The 19,905-nt window shown below is 44.0% G+C and carries 14 protein-coding genes; 1 reads left to right on the top strand and 13 read right to left on the bottom strand.

All coding sequences use genetic code 11. The features are described from left to right. Positions 1-8: 8 nt before the first annotated feature. The 8 genes from ACZ449_RS19670 to ACZ449_RS19705 all read right to left on the bottom strand — a co-directional run bounded on the left by ACZ449_RS19670 (position 9) and on the right by ACZ449_RS19705 (position 9,463). The gene (locus ACZ449_RS19670; protein ID WP_464257754.1) at positions 9-755 is read right to left on the bottom strand and encodes a response regulator transcription factor; all 747 of its coding nucleotides are present in this window, start codon (positions 753-755) and stop codon (positions 9-11) included. Then, a complete protein-coding gene (locus ACZ449_RS19675) occupies positions 730-2,577 on the bottom strand; it encodes a sensor histidine kinase (RefSeq protein ID WP_464257755.1) in 1,848 nt (615 codons plus the stop codon). The genes ACZ449_RS19670 and ACZ449_RS19675 overlap by 26 nt, the downstream gene beginning before the upstream one ends. Before the next feature lie 97 nt (positions 2,578-2,674). After that, positions 2,675-3,685, bottom strand: coding sequence for a TRAP transporter substrate-binding protein (locus ACZ449_RS19680; RefSeq protein ID WP_464257756.1), 1,011 nt, complete (start codon positions 3,683-3,685; stop codon positions 2,675-2,677). 57 nt (positions 3,686-3,742) lie between these two features. Then, complete coding sequence (locus ACZ449_RS19685) at positions 3,743-5,035, bottom strand: TRAP transporter large permease (protein ID WP_464257757.1); 1,293 nt, start codon at positions 5,033-5,035, stop codon at positions 3,743-3,745. Continuing rightward, positions 5,035-5,559, bottom strand: coding sequence for a TRAP transporter small permease (locus ACZ449_RS19690; RefSeq protein WP_464257758.1), 525 nt, complete (start codon positions 5,557-5,559; stop codon positions 5,035-5,037). The genes ACZ449_RS19685 and ACZ449_RS19690 overlap by 1 nt, the downstream gene beginning before the upstream one ends. A gap of 125 nt (positions 5,560-5,684) precedes the next feature. Continuing rightward, positions 5,685-7,130 carry a UxaA family hydrolase gene (locus tag ACZ449_RS19695; RefSeq protein WP_464257759.1) on the bottom strand — a complete coding sequence of 482 codons (1,446 nt, stop codon included), beginning with the start codon at positions 7,128-7,130 and terminating at the stop codon, positions 5,685-5,687. A gap of 14 nt (positions 7,131-7,144) precedes the next feature. Beyond that, a complete protein-coding gene (locus ACZ449_RS19700; protein ID WP_464257760.1) occupies positions 7,145-8,626 on the bottom strand; it encodes a tagaturonate reductase in 1,482 nt (493 codons plus the stop codon). A 138-nt stretch (positions 8,627-8,764) separates the two neighbouring features. After that, entirely contained in the window at positions 8,765-9,463 is a 699-nt protein-coding gene (locus ACZ449_RS19705) for an NAD(P)-binding domain-containing protein (RefSeq protein WP_464257761.1), read from the bottom strand. A gap of 247 nt (positions 9,464-9,710) precedes the next feature. On the opposite strand from ACZ449_RS19705, the gene ACZ449_RS19710 reads away from it, so the two are divergent. Next, positions 9,711-11,096, top strand: coding sequence for a PhoH family protein (locus ACZ449_RS19710; protein WP_464257762.1), 1,386 nt, complete (start codon positions 9,711-9,713; stop codon positions 11,094-11,096). A 46-nt stretch (positions 11,097-11,142) separates the two neighbouring features. Here ACZ449_RS19710 and ACZ449_RS19715 read toward each other — a convergent pair whose 3' ends face one another. From ACZ449_RS19715 to ACZ449_RS19735, 5 genes are all read right to left on the bottom strand, one after another. Continuing rightward, positions 11,143-12,090 carry a diguanylate cyclase gene (locus ACZ449_RS19715; protein WP_464257763.1) on the bottom strand — a complete coding sequence of 316 codons (948 nt, stop codon included), beginning with the start codon at positions 12,088-12,090 and terminating at the stop codon, positions 11,143-11,145. Between the two features lie 13 nt (positions 12,091-12,103). Next, positions 12,104-13,339, bottom strand: a complete 1,236-nt coding sequence (locus ACZ449_RS19720) for a response regulator (RefSeq protein WP_464257764.1) — start codon at positions 13,337-13,339, stop codon at positions 12,104-12,106. 23 nt (positions 13,340-13,362) lie between these two features. Beyond that, on the bottom strand, positions 13,363-16,080 hold the full coding sequence (locus ACZ449_RS19725) for a hybrid sensor histidine kinase/response regulator (RefSeq protein ID WP_464257765.1): 2,718 nt from the start codon (positions 16,078-16,080) through the stop codon (positions 13,363-13,365). Positions 16,081-16,110: 30 nt separating this feature from the next. Then, positions 16,111-18,318 carry a methyl-accepting chemotaxis protein gene (locus tag ACZ449_RS19730; protein WP_464257766.1) on the bottom strand — a complete coding sequence of 736 codons (2,208 nt, stop codon included), beginning with the start codon at positions 18,316-18,318 and terminating at the stop codon, positions 16,111-16,113. A 229-nt stretch (positions 18,319-18,547) separates the two neighbouring features. Then, complete coding sequence (locus tag ACZ449_RS19735) at positions 18,548-19,867, bottom strand: Na+/H+ antiporter NhaC family protein (RefSeq protein WP_464257767.1); 1,320 nt, start codon at positions 19,865-19,867, stop codon at positions 18,548-18,550. Positions 19,868-19,905: the final 38 nt, after the last annotated feature.

Here is a 19,905-nt window from a genome sequence, read left to right on the forward strand (position 1 = left end):
CATATCCCCTAATGACGCGTGTGTGTTTTGCGATACTCCGAAGGTGTTACCTGGCAGCTTTTTTTGAATATATTGGTGAAATAAGCTAAGTCTGCATACCCCAAACGTTCAGCAATTTCCGAAATTCTGAGTGTCGTGGCTGTCAGCAGCCGTTTTGCCTCTGTAAGCCTAATCTTAGTCACATAATCGATGAAATTGGTACCAATTTGCTGTTTGAATAACTGACTCAGGTAACTCGGATTCATATGCACATGCTTAGCTGCTTCAGCAAGCGTTACCTGACCTGGCGGCAGTGACTCAATATATTTTATTACTTGTTCTACCGGTGACAGCTGAGCTAGTGGTATGATGGGCTCGTCGGCTTTCGGTGACTTGAGGGCTTTTTGTTGGTGATTTAGCCATTTGGTAAGACAAGCAGTCAATTGCTCTGTCTCCACTGGTTTCAAAAGATAATCATAGGCTCCAGCCCGCAGCGCCTTCTGAATGCAGCAAAAATCTTCATTCACAGTAATAAAAATCACAGCTTGTTCATTTCCAGCTTGCCGGAGCTGCTCTAAGAAGGTCAGTCCGGTCATTATCGGCATAGTAATGTCAGCAAGCACTAAATCAACCTGCTGCTCCTTTAGGCGGTCAAGGGCCTCTAACCCATTACTGCATTCAGCAACCACTTTTACGGGGAGGCCCGTCTGTTCCACCGTCCATTTAAGCGCTGACCGCACCCACTTTTCATCATCTACAATAAGTATATTGTTCATGTTGATCGCCACCCTCTTTCTTCTGTATGAGCGGCAACTCGACAAGCACCGTTGTTCCTCCGCCGGGAATACTGTCCACAGTCACGCCATACTCAGAACCAAAAAGGTTAATAATGCGGCGGTGAACATTAACAATACCAATCTGAGTACCGCCGTCAGCTATATCTTTACTGCTAAGCTTCTGTTTAATCTGCTCCAAGACACACTCTGCCATCCCTACCCCAGTATCGGCTACCTTGATAATCAGGTTATCCTTGGCCTGATAAGCCGATATTGTAATACGGGTTGGTTCTGGGCCAGCGCCTACGCTATGAACAAAACAGTTCTCCACCAGCGGCTGCAGGGAAAACTTAACAATCATCGCATTCAAAGCCCATTGAGGGATATCAAAACAGTATTTCACGTTTTTGTCAAACCGATACTGCTGAATTTTTAGGTAAACAGTGCAAAAATTGACTTCTTCCCGCAAGGTGACTGTTGGTGAAACAGTTTTTAGATTGTAGCGCAGCAAAGTACCCAGCGAAGCTGACATGGCCGCAATATCACCCATATTCTGTTCTAGTGCCATACCCCGGATGGTTTCCAGCGAATTGCAAAGAAAATGGGGGTTAATCTGCGACTGGAGCACTTTCAGTTCCATCTCTTTTTGACCTAACGTCATTTCCGTCTCCCGCAGTTTGGAGAAATAGACCTCTTCCATAAGTTCGGACAACTTTTCTACCATCTGGTTAAATCCATTGGTGAGCTGACCAATTTCATCACTTGATTCTACCGGCACACGGCGGGAAAAATCGCCCACCTGCACATTTTTCATAAACCGTTGCAAACGGCGTATGGGCCGGATGAGGGTACTGGCAAAACTAACTCCCAGCACATAAGCAATAAGCAAAGTAAGCACTACTGTCCAAAAGATCGTAGAACCGATGTGGGTTGTTCCTTTAAATAGTTCTTCTCTGGGAATGGCAGTAACAAATCGCCAACCCAAGGAAGAGGAGTGGTTTAAAATAACCACCTGATCCTGTTCCGATATAAACGAATTGTCCTGCAATGAAAGAATACTCTCCAGATTAAGAATATCTGACCGTCGCCCAATCCGGGAATTATCCGGATGGTATACATAATGGCCTTCAGCATCTAAGATATAAAACGAGCTTTTACCAAAAGCATTAACCTTATCGGCAATGTCCTGGAGGCGGCGAAAGTTGACATCAATAAGCAGCATGCCGATCGGTTCTAGCGTGTATGGGCTATAAATTCGTCTGGCAATAGTAATGACTGGTTCTTGCTTGTCCGGCAGTTTACTCATCCGACTTACAAGCATAGAGTTGCCATTCGCCGGGACGGACGCATACCAGTATTCTTTCTCAAGCTCGCTGGCAGGATACGGTCCCCGGTAGCCCAAGCTGTCAATAACCTCAAAACCATCGAGGACTACAGCCACACTTGAAATATCGGGACGGGAGTAGGCGGTATTTTCCAGCAATTCCCGTACGGCCTCCACCAATTTTTTCCCTGCAGCCTTCTCTACTTCGCCCGCTTTTAAAAAAGTGATCATATCGTGATCATTGAGTATCTTAAGTGAATTTATCTCAGCATCGCGCAAGTAGTATTCAATTTGCGTTTTTACCTGCTCATTAATTTGCCAGCTATAATTCCTGGCCTCGCTCTCGACAATGGTAGAAGAGCGATAGTACGAAATCACGCCGACGACAATCATGGGAATGATGACTATTACAGCTGAGAAGGTAAATAGTTTGGCTGTCAGTAATTGGTCTTTCAGCCAAATGGTTTCACTAATTAATTTAAGAAGTGATTTTATCATAATTAATAATTATTCGCGATAAAATTTTTATATCCTGCCGAAAATGTTAAAGAGGGAGCTGCCTTACGGCATCTCCCTCTGGTAGACTGATTGTTAATTAACGAGCTTGAGCGATAGCATCCAATTGTTCTTTGTAGTCTGCACCATGTTTGTCAATAACAGGTTTAACAGCGTCTTGCCAAGGTTTAACATCTTTTACCTCGGTTACAACTACGCCATTGGCTTTCAATTTTTCCATGGCTTCTTTGTCAAATTTATCCCATAGCTCACGTTGGGTTGCCACAGAATCAATAGCAGCTTGTTTAATAATCTTACGGTCTTCATCAGACAGTTTATCCCAGGTTACTTTGCTGATTAAGAGTACTTCTGGTACACGTTGGTGGCTGTCAAGAATGAAATTTTTAACAGCTTGATAATGGTTGGCAGTCAGGTAGCTCGGGGAGTTATTTTCAGCGCCGTCAATTACACCAGTCTGCAGGCCGCTGTATACTTCACCGTAAGGCATCGGAGTAGCACTGGCACCCAGGGAGCTAATCAAATCCATGTTGATTTTGTTCTGTTGAACGCGGATTTTCATGCCTTTCAGATCTTCTACTTTAGTTACAGGATTTTTGGTATAGAAGTTACGGGAACCGGAGCTGTAGTAAGCAAGACCCTTCATTTTGGATTTTTCCAAACCATCAAGAATTTTGGTACCAGCTTCGCTATTCAGGAATTTCCACATATGAGCTTCATTATCAAAGATATATGGCAGTGAGAATACGCCAAAGGCTTTGTTGAATTCAGCCAGAGGTGAAGAGCTTACACGGGTAAACTCGATGGCACCAAGCTGAATTTGCTCAATAACAGCTTTTTCTTCGCCAAGCTGCGAGGATGGGAATACTTCAATTTTAATACGGCCTTTGGTACGTTCGTTAACGAGTTCGGCAAACTTTTTGTCCCCCATGGTAGTCGGATAATCGGCAGGATGAGTTTCTGCCAGGCGGAAGGTGTACTTGGCGCCTTCAGCCGCTTTCTTGTCCCCTTCTTTGGATCCGCCGCAGCCAGCCATAAGCGAACCGGCCAGCATTAGGGACAGGGCACCAGCAATTAGTTTTTTGGTGTTCATTATTAATATCCCCCTTAAATAATGTTGGGATGAATCCCCGAAAACAAAGAGACCTTACTATTTAACCAGGTTGGGCAGCCACATCGTAATTTGCGGAACATACGTAATCAGGAGCAATACAATAATCATGGCATAAAAGAACGGCATCATGGCCTTAGTGCCTTGAGAGAGCGTTACGCCGCCAATGGCGCAACCAACAAATAGTACTGTACCAACCGGCGGTGTTAAGAGTCCCATACCAGCGTTGAAGATCAGTATTAACCCAAAATGTACTGGGTCAATACCCATGGCAGTAGCCACAGGCAATAAAATCGGCGTCATAATGAGAATCATCGGAGCCATATCCATCGGTCCGCCTAAGAGGAGCAATAGAATGTTGATAAGCATCATAATGACAATCGGGCTGTCCGAAACGCTCATAAAGAAGTCGGTAACAAGCAGGGGTATCTTAAGGTAGGCAAGCAGCCAGCCAAATGCAGCCGAAGCGGCAATCAGGAAATATACCATGAGAACGATGCGGAAGGTTCGTTTCAACACCGGAATCATGGCCGACAACGGTGCTTCACGGTAAAAACAAAACGCCAAAATAAACGCGTACAACGCAGCCAAAGCACCTGATTCTGTGGCGGTAAACAGACCGGAAATAATGCCGCCAAGGATGACGAACGCTGGTGATAAGGATAACAGACCATGAAGCAAAATTCCAGGAACTTTTTCTTTAGGAACAGGATCACCTTTTTGATAGCCGCGTTTGCGGGCCATAATATAGGCCACTGTCATAAGTGTGAAAAGCAGAATGAAGCCAGGAGTAATACCAGCCAGGAACAAACTCTTAATTGAGATGCCGCCGGCAACAATGGAGTATAGCACCAAATTATGACTTGGTGGGACAACTACTCCTTGGATTGCCGAAGAGATAGTTAGACCTACTGAGTAGTCGGCATCATAGCCTTTTTTCTTCATCATCGGAATCATAACCGAACCGATGGAAGAAGCATCAGCTACTGCAGAACCAGAGATGTTGCCGAAGAACATACAGGCTACGCAGTTAACCAGCGCCAGGCCACCGCGAATACGACCGACAAGCAAATAGGCAAAGTTAACCATTCTTAGCGCCAGGCCGCCCTCACCCATGATTTGTCCGGTAAGGATAAAGAACGGAATAGCTAACAGCGAAAAACTGCTGACACCCTGAATCATTTGCTGACCCAGAACTGCAAGTGGTATATCCATATAAATCATGGTAGCCATGGTGGAGAAGGCTAGAACTAAGGCTACGGGGAATCGTAAGACCATAAAGCCGATAAATGCACAACATAAAAGTGTAACTGCTACTATTTGCTGGTCCACTATTCCTCACCTCCGAAAGCGCTGCCGCCCATTTCGACTTCATTGCCTTTATGACGTTTGGTATCAAAACCAGCTACCTGCAAGGCAGCGTAAGCACAGGTCATAACACCAGTCACCGGCATAACAAAATATAGAGCACTATTAGGCAACTTAGTGGCTGCCAGGGTGGATTCGTGCATCATTACGGTAAAGTCCCAGCCGTAATAAATCAGATACACACCAAAGCCAAAAATAGACAAACCAATAATTTTATCCAGGACAAGATTTACTTTGGCCGGCAAAAACTCAGTGAAGGAGTCAACCCCCATATGCAAATCTTCCCTAAAACCAATTGCCATGCCCATAAAGGCAAACCAAACCAAGAGCAAAAGCGTTACCTCTTCTGACCAGAAAAACACAAAATTGAAAAGCTTACGGGTCATAACCTGCGTGGTAACAATAAGAATCATGCTTGCAAGGCCGATGAGTGCGATACTTTCAAATAACGTATCTATAGCCATGGCAATTTTTTTGAGTGTCTCCACGTCATACCTCCTAAAATAATAAGTAATACTGCAAAATGCTTTCATGTCCATTTTACAGTTCTTTCGAAATATTTAGTATAATAGTTTTTTTAGATTATTTTGTGTTTTTTTTGGTACTTATCCGCTTATAACGTTACACCATTTTTGAATATGGCTATTTCCCTGAAGCCCATATGCTCGGCCTTGGTTGGCTGACCTGCAGCAACCGCAATAATATGCTGCAAAAATTCATCAGTCAGCTGTTTCATAGGCGTACCTGTCAGGAGCCTCCCGGCGTCAAAATCCATCCAATTGGCTTTGCGGCTAAACAGTTCACTGTTAGTGGCCACTTTAATAGTGGGTACAACGGTTCCCAGCGGCGTCCCCCGCCCAGTCGTAAACAGGATGATTTGACATCCGGCTGCTGCCAGCGCCGTAGCGGCTACCATATCATTTCCCGGCGAGCTTAAAAGAGTCAGACCCTTTTTACAGACACGCCCGGCATAACCAATCACATCAGTCACTTGGCCAGTACCACCCTTTTGGGTGCATCCCAGTGATTTTTCTTCCAAGGTGCTAATACCGCCCGCCTTGTTGCCTGGTGAAGGATTTTCGTAAATCGGCTGCTTATGGCTAACAAAATAGTCTTTAAAATCATTAATCAGGTTTACTGTTTTATCAAAAACTACACGATCAACGGCTCTGTTCATTAAAATAGTTTCTGCACCAAACATTTCCGGCACTTCGGTCAGTACGGTACTCCCCCCGCAAGCTAGCAACCTATCAGAAAAAGCACCGACAAGTGGATTAGCTGTAATACCGGAGAACCCGTCTGACCCACCGCATTTGAGGCCTACAACCAGCTCTGATACCGGACAATCCTCGCGTTTAAAAGTTGAAGCATAGCTGACAAGCTCCTCAATCAGCTCTACACCGGCACTAATTTCATCCTCAACCTCTTGCGCTACCAAAAACTTCACCCGCGTCGGGTCATACTCACCTAATACCTTTTTAAACTCAGCAATGTAGTTATTTTCACAGCCTAAGCCAACCACCAGCACGGCCCCGGCATTGGCGTGGCATACCAGGTCAGCCAACATCTGCTGGGTAGTCTTATGGTCGTCTCCCAGTTGGGAACAACCATAGGGATGAGTAATGGCAAAGATACCATCAACATTGGGCACGTCTTTGCACAGAGCTGCTGCCTGCTCAGCAATCAGCCTGATATTTTGATTAACACAGCTTACTGTCGGAATAACCCAGACCTCGTTACGCACGCCCACCCGCCCGTCGGCACGACGATAGCCCTGAAAAACAGGGCATTCGCACGAAACGCTGTCAGCAACTACCGCTGGCTGATACTGGTAGTCTAAAATATCACCTAAATTGGTTTTGATGTTATGGGTATGCACCCACTCGCCAGCCTTAATGTCAACGATGGCATGTCCAATGGGGAAGCCATATTTGATGATATGCTCGCCAGCACGAATATCGGTCAACGCCACTTTGTGACCACGTCCGGCTTCAGAGCCCTGAGCAGGCTCCAGGACAACAGCAACATTATCTTTTTCATGAATTTTTAACTGCGACAAGCCTGTCCCCTCCTCTAGTAAACCAAATTCCGTACAGTAGCCTGCATGCCGTTAACTGCAATGCTATAAAGGTAACTGCCAATCTTATCAGTCAGACCAGCTACCTGATTGAGATCTTGACCCCAGATATCACTATTGGCCAGCACCTTGCTGGCAACCTGAGTAGCAGCTGCCTGAGAACCGTCAAACGCACTCCATACCTGAGCAAAGAAAGACAATACTGCCACATCATCTTTCATGACAAATTCGCCATGTTCCCGGCGAACCTGCATACTGGTTCCGTCAATTTTACCGTCTTTATATACGGCAATCAAAGCCGCCAGGGAGAAGGTAAGTTTCTCCGGTAATTTATCATGTTTATTCTGATATTCCAAAATAGATGGCAATACTCTGGCTTTAAACTTAGAAGAAGAATTTAAGAGAATGCTCAAAAGATAGTGCTTGATAAAGGGATTCCTGAACCTGTCCATTACGTTATCGGCAAAGTCAGTAAGCATCGCTTTATCCAGGCTGATGGACGGAATAATTTCATCAAAGACAATCTGCTGGACATACTTACCCATAATCTCATGGTCCATCATCTCACCAACAGTATCAAGCCCATACAAGAACGCTGCCGGTACCGAGGAGGTATGAGCGCCATTTAAAATCCGCACCTTGCGAGTCCGATAAGGCGCCATATCCTTTGTCCAGATTACATTAAGACCAGCTTGCGCAAATGGCAAGCGCTCTGCCAAATGCTCCGGGCCTTCAATAACCCACAGATGGAACAATTCGCCAGTATCTAAGATAGCATCCTGATAACCTAGCTTTGCCTCCAACTCTTTGACTTCGTCGCGGGGATAGCCAGTCACAACCCGATCCACTAAGGTGTTCAGAAAATAGTTATGCTGCTCAATCCACTCTATAAACACAGTAGGCAGTTTCCAAAGTTCAGCCAACTGTAAAACTACCTTCTTTAGGTTGTCACCGTTGCGGTCAATAAGTTCACAGGGCACAATAACCATGCCTTTGGCGGCCTCACCCTCAAAATGATTAAAACGGTGATAGAGATACGCCGTTAACTTCCCTGGAAAAGATACTGGTGGTTCATTATCTAGTTTATCAGTCGGATCAAAGGCGATTCCGGCCTCGGTGGTGTTGCTGATAACAAACTCAATAGCCGGATTCTCAGCACAGCGAATACATTCCTGCCACTCGCCATAAGGATTAAGGCAACGGCTAACCGAGCTAATAACTTCCTGCTCCTCATAAGGCTGACCATTTTTCAAGCCGCGCAAAAACAGAGTATACAAACCGTCCTGTTCATTAATTTGCCGACTCAAACCCTCGGCAATAGGCTGTACTAGCACGGCCCGGCCATTAAACATACCCTGCTTATTCATCTGATGCAGCATCCAATCGGCAAAGGCCCGCAAAAAATTACCTTCACCAAACTGAATAACCCGTTCTGGCAACGCAGCCACAGGGTGAAGCTGACTGTTAAGTTTATTCATTACTATACCTCCGTTTTTATATTTGCTTGAATTTAGCATCAATTTTAAATTATCTTATTTAATTTTATAATCCAAAGGCTAGTAATGGTACAACACTTTTTTTATGATATTTTGTGTTTTTTTTTGGAATATATGCTGCTAGCCTCCACTGGGCATTCGCAGTTTGGCCCTGATTGCCCTGACAATTTCGCGAGCAAACGGCCCCAAATCGTCGTCGGCATAGGCCTTCAGTACCCCGGAAGCTACCTGTCTGATAGCACTTTTTATTATATCTGCATTAGCATAAGGCTGGCAGCGCAAGGCTTCTTCAATCAGTACAGCTGCCGTCAATGCCTTTTCAGCCGCTTGCGTATTGATATAGGTTACAACATCCGCATTGCCAATCATAATTTTGCCTACTGGCGCAAAAATATCCTGTACCAGCAGGGCCAGTTCGGCAGGCCGTTCATTCACGATAATAACCGGCTCGGCACCTAATGCCATTTCACTGGCCTGAGCAACAAATTTAGCCCCAATACAAATAACCTGTTTGGCGGCTGCTGACTCCAACACATGCTGAGCTACATTTGTGGCAACATTAATAATCCTAACTGGCTGGTGCAGCTGGTTAAAATCCTTAATCAAACTTAGGACCTCCCGGTCAGGCACTGCCAGAATAATAATTCCCAGTTCAGCCAGTTCTTCCAGACTGGCAGCCGCCGCCACACCCAGTTCCTCTGCCACCGCCTGCAGCCGGCTATCCTCACGATCAAAAATTGTAAGCTCCACATGACCAGCTAGTTTTCCTGCCAATACTCTGCCCATTCGGCCTACACCAATTAATCCGATGTGTTTCATGCTCTCCAGCCACCTCATCCGTTAAGGTTACATTTCCTGCCTAATGCTCATACAATACAGTAAGCTTCTGTAATATATGCCGCCAGGCGGTAGGTGGTGCAAAGCCTGTTTTAGAATTTAATCCAGATTTAACAAAATGCTAACATACTCTTACCCTGCCGCCCGTACAATTTAATATATAGGCAGTACACCTAACCATTTGCCACTTTTTACTCTGTTATGTGTAGATAAGAAGGGGGATTGCTTTTTGATTAAGTATTATGTGTTAGACACCAATGTATTGTTACACTCTCCCTATGCGATGACTGCTTTTAACGAACACACAGTAATCATTCCTGAGGTAGTACTCGAAGAGCTTGACCGATTCAAATCCGAAACTAGCGAGCGCGGCAGCAATAGCCGTTTGGTTAGCCGGATGATTGACAATTTCCGGGCCCAGGGCAATCTTTTGACAGGCGTTGCACTAACTGACCAAGGCGGCCTAATGCGCATTGAAGCCAATCACCTTGATACTCCTATGCCGCTGCACTGGGATAAACGTAAGCCTGACAACCGGATTTTGCAAGTATGCAAAGGTCTGTCTGAAGACAGTCTGCACACCATCTTAGTCAGCAGGGATACCAACATGCGGGTAAAAGCTGCTATTTTAGGCATTCAGGCTGAAGACTTCCGTAACGAAAAAGTCGCCAGTGTCGACGAGCAATATACTGGCCGCGCGATAGTATATACCGCATCAGACATTATTGACAAATTTCATCAAGATGACGGCAATATTCTGGACCCTGACATGCTTCGAGTTTTTGATGAGGCCAGCCATAGTATAGTTCCTACCGATCTTGTAACCAATCAATTCTTGTTAATCCGTTCTACCGACAATGACCGCCATACTGCCCTCGGGCGTTTTGACGGTCAAAAAGTCGTGCAGCTACAATACCGAAATCGCAATCCTTTTGGCGTTTCACCGCGCAATGTCGGTCAGGTATTCATGCAAGAATGCCTGATGCTGAGCGCGGAAGAAGCGCCACTTGTCATTATTAAAGGTCCTGCCGGAACAGCTAAAACCTTCTACTCGCTGGCTGTCGGTCTATACAACCAGCTTGACTGCCGCCCCCGTGCCTACCACCACTTATTAATCTGCCGCCCTAATGTGCCAATGGACGAAGACCTTGGCTACCTCCCTGGCTCCGAGCAGGATAAAATTGATCCCTACATGCGCGCCATTCGTGATAACTTATTTACTCTTATGTCCAGTCACAATCTGACTGAGCCGAAGGAAATCGAGCAAGCCGAAGATACCGTACAAATGCTGTTTGACAAACGCCTTATACAAACCGAAGCCCTGGCTTATCAACGGGGACGCTCCCTGCAAAAATACTGGATTATCCTTGACGAAATGCAAAACTCCACACCCCGCCAGGCCAAAGGGGTCATTACCCGTCCTGGCCTGGGCACCAAAATTATCCTCCTCGGCGACCCTGAGCAAATCGACCATCCCTTCCTCGACAGCCGCACCAACGGCCTGGTCTATGCGGCAGAAAAAATGAAGGGCAGCAGCCTCTGTTTCCAAGTGACTTTAAACCACGACGAATGCGAACGATCGCCGCTGGCAGCTGAAGCCTCGCAAAGACTGTGATACAGAATAGGCACCAGGCTCAATTTGAGCCTGGTGCCTATTCACATTACTGCTTCTGATAAAGAACAACACAGTTTTTAGACATATTCTTACCACTATATAGGGCTTCATCTGCGTTTTTAATACTTGCATCAACCCCCAAATTTTGATCTAACTCGGCCACGCCTAACGTTATTGTCACCGAAAACCTCTTTTCTTCATAGCGAAAAACGGCGGTTTCGATAACTCTTCGTATTTTTTCGGCCGCTGCCTTGCCCCCTGTTAGATCAACATCAGGCAACATCAGCAAAAATTCTTCTCCACCCCAACGTGCTAGGACATCCTCTTCCCGCAAAACTGAGTTCATCATATTGGCAACATCTTTGAGCACCAAATCACCACAGTCATGTCCATAAGTATCGTTTATCTTCTTGAAATTATCAATATCACCCAAAATGAGTGTTCCCTTACCTTGGTTTCGTTTTAAGCGGGCTACTTCCGCTTTGATCCGTTTGGTCATACACCAGCGGTTTGCTAAGCCTGTTAAAAAATCAGTCATCGCAGTTGTCTCAATTTTTGCCAACAGTTCATTCAATTTCTCATTCTTCGCTTCTAATTCTTTAGCATATTTCAGCAAAGTCTCCTTAGATTTTTTCAGATCTAAATGCACCTTTATTCGCGCGCATAATTCAGGAGAATAAAAGGGTTTTGTAATATAATCCTGGCCACCTGCCTCAAATCCTTTAACTACACTTTGCGAATCAGATACAGCAGTAATGAAAATCACAGGAATATCCGCAGTCGCAAGCTCTGCTTTAAGCACCTTACAAACAGAGAAGCCATCTATTCCCGGCATAATTATATCCAACAGAATTAAATCCGTTTTTTTTTCATTAGCTAATTCAAGCGCACGCTCACCACTGGTTGCCTCCAATATTTCATATTCATCACCAAGAAAGCTGCGAATTATTTTAATTTCTACCGGACTATCATCTACAATTAAAATTATCGGCATATTCCCTCCTATTTCAATGCTCAAAAAATCTCAATATATCTGCTAATGCATTAGCCTTATTTTCTATTTGTGTTGCGACAATTGTATCAACAAACCTTTTATCATTGGAAATAGCCTTAACCATACCGGAATTATTTTCGATTGCCTCAACCAATTCATTAATCTTTATTAACAGTTGTTCTTCCAGGCTCGACATTGTTCCAAAGTCAAGCAGCACCCGTGGCGTACTATTCAAATGCTCTTCCAATTCCAAAAATAAAGTCTGACAACCAGTCAATGTAATACTTTGATTTATGAATACATGCAGCAAGTTTTTATCTGAAATGCTAATAGCATAAGGCGGTATCACTTTTTTTGCAGCATCTACTAAAACTAACGAATTCTCGCGCTCTTTCATCTTCCGTAAACATTCTATATGTTTTTGCAGATTAAATTCCTGCTGGAGAACATTGTTCAACACGATAGCTACCTTATCTTTGCGAATAGGTTTAAGAATAAAATGTCTAGCACCTCGCTCTAAGGCATCAATAATACCCAGGCGCACTTCCATGGAACTTATTACTACAATCCGGGCCTGAGAATCAACAGCAACGATTTTAGAGATAGCCTCAGCCCCACCTAGACCTTCCATTGTCAAATCCATGGTTACCAAATCCGGGTGCAGTTTGGCATATTCTACAAATGCCTGGGCTCCATTGGCAGCCTCGCCAACTACTACATGCCCTAATTCTGTGATAATTTCCCGCAGAATCTTGCGGGCCACAGCCGAATCATCCACAATAAGCACCCGCGCTGACCGGTGTTTGTTTGCTGCCAGTAAACTATTATCGCTATCATAGGTCTTTTTTAGACGGCTTATAAACTCTAAGTGCTTTTGCTTGTCAAATGTCTGCTGGAGAACATTATTCAATACCACTATAACCTTTTCTGGCGAAACCGGCTTCATAATAAAATGCCTGGCACCTCGTTCCAAGGCATCGAAAATAATCTTATTCTCCTGCCTTGCACTGACTATAACGATACGAGCCTCGGGAAATTCAGCAAGAATTGCCGACATAGCTTGCACGCCATCACTGCCATCCATGTTCAAATCCATTGTCACTATATCCGGCTTCAACCTGGCATACTCATCGAAAGCTTGTTTTCCATCAACAGCCTCACCAACAACAATATGCCCGAGCGCTATCATAATGTTAGACAAACACATCCGTGCCACAAAAGAGTCATCTACAATAAGAATACGAGCCATCTTATCTCCACCTTCTGTTGGGCTTACGCCTGATTCTGCAAGACAACATGAATACTATCAAGCAGTCGTATCCGGTCAAGTTTATACTCATACTTGTCAAACCCTGCCCTCAGCCCTTTTTCTTTATTGGCGTCTCCCGTTAGTGAAGTAAGCGCAATCACCGGCAAATACCGCAAGGTTTCATCGGCCCGGATGGCGCGTACCAGTTCGATTCCAGTCATCAGCGGCATTTCTATGTCGCTGACTACCACATCTATTTTAATTTGCAGTAATTTTTCTAAAGCTTCCCGCCCATTCTCAGCAGTAACGACCTCATAACCAGCGCTTTCCAGATAACTTTTAACAACTCTCAAAAAAAACGGCATGTCTTCTACAAGTAATACCGTATTTTTTCTATCCTCGATCGTTTTGCCAAAATAATGCCCTTCCCCAATTCTTTGGCAATCAACTACATGATTATAATATTCAGGCGCTGCCGCGGTAAATAGTTCATGCATATTTACTAATGTAACAACAGTATCATCAATCAGTGCCGATCCCAGAATACCTTTACCACAAACTCCGTCTTTGTCTAATGCTACCTTTGTAAAAATAGTATCATGGATGGTTTCGGCAATAATCCCAATAGAGTATTTTTCCAATTTGGGCAGAATGATATAAACCGTAGTACGCTTATTCTTACGCCGCGCAATTGGCAAATAGTGCTCCGGCCGGATGACTCTGGTTGTTTGCCCTTGAAAGGCAACATAGTATTTTGAACCGATCTTTTGCAGGCGTGATAGGTCCACCGCCTCTACTCTTGACACCATTGCCAAATCTAACCCGAGCATTTCGCCACCAGAACACGTAAACAGTAATAACGATTGTTTTTCTTCGTCGCTAGTTGTTGCGCCCCGAACATCCATAGGCGAAAAAGTATCATCTGCAGGCACAATTCCTGCACGAAGCCTCAGACTTTCTGTATCAAGAATCATTGCAATACTGCCATCACCTAGAACCGTCATACCAGAATAAAGACCACAACTGCCAAGCACTGGCGAGAGAGGTTTTACCAGTATTTCTTCCGTGTCGTAAACAGCATCAACTAGCAGACCATAAACCAACTTGCCTGATTTAACTACTAAAACACGCAGGATTTTATTGCTCTGAATAAAATCAACATCCTGTTGTGCCTCAGGTGTGCTATTGGTATTAAGTATTTCCCCAAGTATGACTAGTGGCATTATGCGTCCCCGTAAATGCAAAACCAGGTGTTGATTCACCATTTCAACCCGTTTTTCATCAGTTTCTCCAGGTTGAATAAGCAGCAACTCCCGTATATTTGCTTGAGGTATAGCGAAAGTTTGCCTGTCTGTCACCACAAGCAAAGCAGAAATAATAGCCAGCGTTAACGGCAAAACCAAGCGTACCGTGGTACTTATGCCTATTTCAGAGAAAATATCAATCTTGCCGCCCAATTTTTCGATATTAGTCTTTACCACATCCATACCGACACCGCGACCGGAAAGGTCTGTGACCTGAGCTGCAGTAGAAAACCCTGGAGACATAATCAGATTGAGAACCTCGGCCTGACCCATAGCATCAATCCTTTTTTCCCCAACAATCCCCATTTGCACCGCTTTAGTCTTTATTTTTTGGAGATCAATACCCGCACCATCATCACAAACCTCAATGATCACCCGCCCATTCTCATGATAGGCTCGTAAAACTAGAGAACCTGTCACCGGCTTATTATTCATCGTTCGTACTTCAGGTTCTTCAATGCCGTGATCAAGGGCATTACGTACCAAATGAGTCATAGGATCAGCCAGTGCCTCAATTAACGAACGATCCAGCTCCACATTCATCCCTTGCAGAACCAAATCAACCTCTTTATCGACTTTGCGCGATAAGTCACGGACAATTCGCGGGAATTTATTGAAAATATTAGCAATTGGCTGCATTCTGGTTTGCATAATCTTTTTTTGCAGCTGAGTAGTCAACTCATCAATACTGTTTGCTACCACGTCCAACTGCGCAGCCTGTTTACCCGTGTCTTGAACAACTCTTAGCAATTGATTGCGCCTCAAAACCATTTCTCCGGCTAAGGTAAGCAAGTCATTCAATAAACCCACGTTAACTCGAACACTGTCTTCGATAATAACTGCATGGGGTTTACCACTAGATTCTGGCTGCTGTACAACAAGAGAAACTTTGTTATCACCAGCCTTGGCAGCAGGCTGCTCTTGCAGCAAGCTAGTCAATGCCTGGGAATCCGACACCGGCTCTTCCACAGTTTGTTCGTCACTGCCAGTGAGCTGGTTCCATAAATCCCAAGCTGAGAGTTCCCCAGAACAAGGTGACGACTGCTCCGGCTGTCGTTGTAAGTTATTAAAAAAACTATTGATAGAGGCAACAGTGTCAGTTGTATCATAATGCCCACTATTTGCCGGGTTATTGATAAGTTCCTTCAACACATCAGTAGCCGCTAGTAACGTATCTACCATGTCTGAACAGACTTCCAGTTGTTGTTCCCTTAATTTCCCAAATACATCTTCGATGACGTGAGCTAGCTCTACAATCTTATTTAGTTCAAAAAAACTAGCAGTACCTTTAATGCTATGAGCGGCACGAAAGATGCCGTTTATAGTTTCGTCATCACTTTCTCCCTCTTCCAGACGCAAAAGGCCTGCCTCAATTGACGCAATATGCGCCTTTGCTTCAAGGACGAATTCATCAAGAAGGCTGCTGTCTATTTCCAAGCCGATCACCTACCACAACCAGAATTGTTCTTATGCTTTGAATTTATCTACTAGTTCCTTCAGTTGATTGGCTATTTTTCCCGCATCAAAGGAACACTCACTCACAGTAGATGCTTTCAGTGCGGTATCTGCAATCGCCTTATCTGTTTCCTGTATGCTTTGGGCTATATCTTGAGTAGCTCTAGCCATTTCTTGGGTGGCATACGAAATATTATTCATCATCACAGCCATTTCCTCTGTTCTTGTTGCCACATCATCGGCCATCCGATACATATCAGCAGTCGTATGGAACATCTCGTCAACATTTTTCGCCGCTTCCATCGCATTCTGCGCAACATGCGCACTTTTCGTGGCAATAATAGCCACTTCTTTGCTTATGCTTGTCCCTGTGTTCTTTTCTGCTGCTACAATCGCTGTGTCATAAGCCCCTTGCGGCGATTGTTCACTTACAGCTGAGGCAATAGTCTGCGTTATATCCATCGTTTCATCAATAACATCCGTGATTTTCCCTACTACAACTACCGCTTCATTCATATCATTTTGCATTTCTTCGATTTGACGTGCAATATGCCCGGCTTCTTCTGTTGTCCGTTTGGACAGCTCTTTCACTTCCCTGGCGACCACAGCAAACCCCTTGCCAGCTTCACCGGCACTGGCCGCTTCAATGGTTGCATTCAACGCCAGCATATTGGTTTGTTCAGCTATGTTACGAATAATCCCGACAAAACTGTTAATCTGCTTGGATGAACTATTCAACTTCCGAATAATATCATTGGTCTCACCAGATCGCTTTTTAGCTTCCTCGGTAATCGTAATGGATCGTTTACAAGACACAGCAACTTCCTGAGCAAAAGCCGCCACCTTATTTATGCTTTGCGAAACATCGGCAATCAGGACACTCACCTGTTTCACTTCTTCGGCTACACGCTCTGATGCATTAACTGCCTCTTTCGCAGTAGCTGATACCTCGCCGGCCATCTTATCAACGGCATCAACATTATGATTGACCTGTTCTACAGAACTGGCATTTTCCTCCGTACCGGCGGAAATCTGCTCCAAAGTGGTACTAATCATACTAACAGTAGCACTCATCTCCTGCGTATTTGCCGCCACATGGGCTGCCGTGTCAACTAATTTACTTGAGCTGCCTTGCATTTCTACCGTCGAACCATGAATATCATCTATCATTCCACGCAAATCATCCACCATTTTGTTAAATCCACTCGCCAGCTTCGAAAATTCATCATTTCCTGAAACCGTTGCCTGTACAGTAAGATCACCTTGCGCCAACAGTTCCACTTGTTGTGTTAACACTTCCAAGGGTTTTGTAATACGGCGCGCTACAACGAAGGTCACCGCTATTACTAAAAGAATAGATACTACTGTTATACCAATAAACAGCCATTTCAGATATGCCAGCGGTTGCAGAGCAATCGCCTGTTCGACATTGATACACAAAGTCCACTGCGTGGATGGTATTTGCTTATACACCATTAGCATATCTTTTCCATTTTCCTGGTAATTTTTAATTCCTTGCTCTTTCCCCATGATTGTCTTTACTACTTTAGAAATTCCCTCCGTTTTTTCCAGTTCAAACAGATTATTTGATACCATGTCCGACTCTGAATGAGCTAAAATAACACCTGTTTTATCAACTAAAAAAGCATACCCCTGTCCATCCGACTTAATTTCCTTTATATTTTCTTCCAGCATTGATAGTAAGATATCGGCGCTGACTACACCCAGAATTTGCCCAGAGGCTAACTGACAGGGAAGCGCAACCGACACTTCCACTTGTTTGGTTTGGGCATCTGCATAAGGAGTGGTAAAAATCGTTTTTTTCTCCCTCATAGCATCCTTATACCAACTACGTGTACGCGGGTCATAACCTGCCGGCGGTACCCAGCCGCTGCCACTCACCAGTTTTCCGTCTACAGAAGCAAAATAAACATCATTCAATTCGCTGTCCATACTCTTATACCCCTGTAACAGTGCAACTGAAATTTCACGGTTACCCACAGCCTGGATCGTTCCGGCTGTAAGTTCAACCTCTTTTCTTTTCGATACTAACCAACCATCCAGTTTATTAACATGTGCGTCTATATTGGCAGTCATTTGCTTTTCAATATTTTCGGAAATGCGTTCTTTTGTAAAGAAATATCCTGCACTCGAAGCCACCAACAGAATAATCGCCGACATAACCGAAAAAACCAACACCATCTTCGTTCTGATACTCATAGCTAACCTGCCCCCTAAAATCGTCAAATTCTTTGCAGCATCATTTTTCTTCTGTGACTTCAGTAAAATTTTTGTCTTTTTCGATAAGAAAATATATAAATGCCTCTAAATAACTCATTTTGTAAATTTCTTCAAAATAAAAGAAACTCCTGCAACACTTTCTATATAAGTATTACAAGAATTTCATCTGTACTTGTTGTTTTCTTTAAAATGAAATGAGTCTAATCCTTTAATGGCTTTTTCGATCTATCATTGTTTGCATAACTAAATTAGTCAATGGCACTAAATAAATATACAAAGCATAGACTATAAACCCGGCATCGGCCGACAAGGTAACTGCTGGGACAGCGCCTGCAATATTCCATGGAATGAGCGCAGATACCATAATTACTGTATTTTCCAGATCAAGCGCTAACCGGTAGTTACTTAACTGCTTTTTTTCATAGAGTTGTTGCGTGATTTGATGACTAAGCATTACTGCTAACGTTTGGTTGCAGGCAAAAGCGGCAGTGGCAATGCTTGACAGTATCATCGTAGAATATACATTGGTTTTTGCACTGATTTTCTCAAAAAAGACTTCAATTTCCCGCAATAAACCAGTACCTTGAAAGATACCGGCGTACGCAGAAGAAATCAACACAATCAGCGAAACGTTGAGCATAGAGTAGAGTCCGCCGCCTTGTATTATCTCGGCAAAAAAGCCGTTTTTCTCCATGCTGTACCCAATTGTTATATATTTGATCAGTTGGAAAAAGGGTATATGCTGAACAAAAAGGGCAATACCTATACCAGACAAAATGCTGATACTCATTGACAACTTTACATCAATCCGAAAAGCAGCAAGCAGCAGTATAAGGACCGCAGGTGACAATACAAGCAGACTTATATCGAACGAATTTACTATTTCATCGATAATTTGACTATTGTAAAAAGCTAGTGGGTTCTCATAAGATAAATAAATATAACCTACTATAGATAGTACAAATGGTATGATCGAGGTCTTTGTCATGTTTGTTATATTGATATACAACTTGGTATTGGTCAAGACAGCTACGAGATTGGCACTTGAGGACATGGGCGAGCATCTATCACCAAAATAAGCCCCCGCAATGATTGCACCGGCAGCCGTATTTATGTCTACATTGCCGCTTTTCGCCAATACAATAAGCACTACCCCCATTGTTCCAACAGTGCCGAAGGAGGTTCCCAGCAAGAAGGATACTACGCAAGACAAAAGAAAAGCCGATAGGATAAAGTACTTGGCACTCATAAACGCTATTCCATAATATACAATAAAAGGAATGGTACCGCAGGCTCTCCATACTGCAGTTATTATACCAATTAGCACAAAAATTTTAATTACGATCAATGATTTTTTCGAACCGTTACCCATCATTCTTAATAAATCAGTTACTGCATAGCCTCTACGCAAAGACACTAACGTAAAGCAGCCTAGCCCAAAAAACAACGGATATAATAGTGATACTCCATTATAGAGACTAACAAGCAATGAAGTAAAGAACAGAGCAAATGCTACTAATGTTTCCAACGAGTCATCCCTTTCCGGCTAAGTCTGGCGTTACGCAA

Source organism: Desulfosporomusa polytropa, assembly GCF_055380075.1.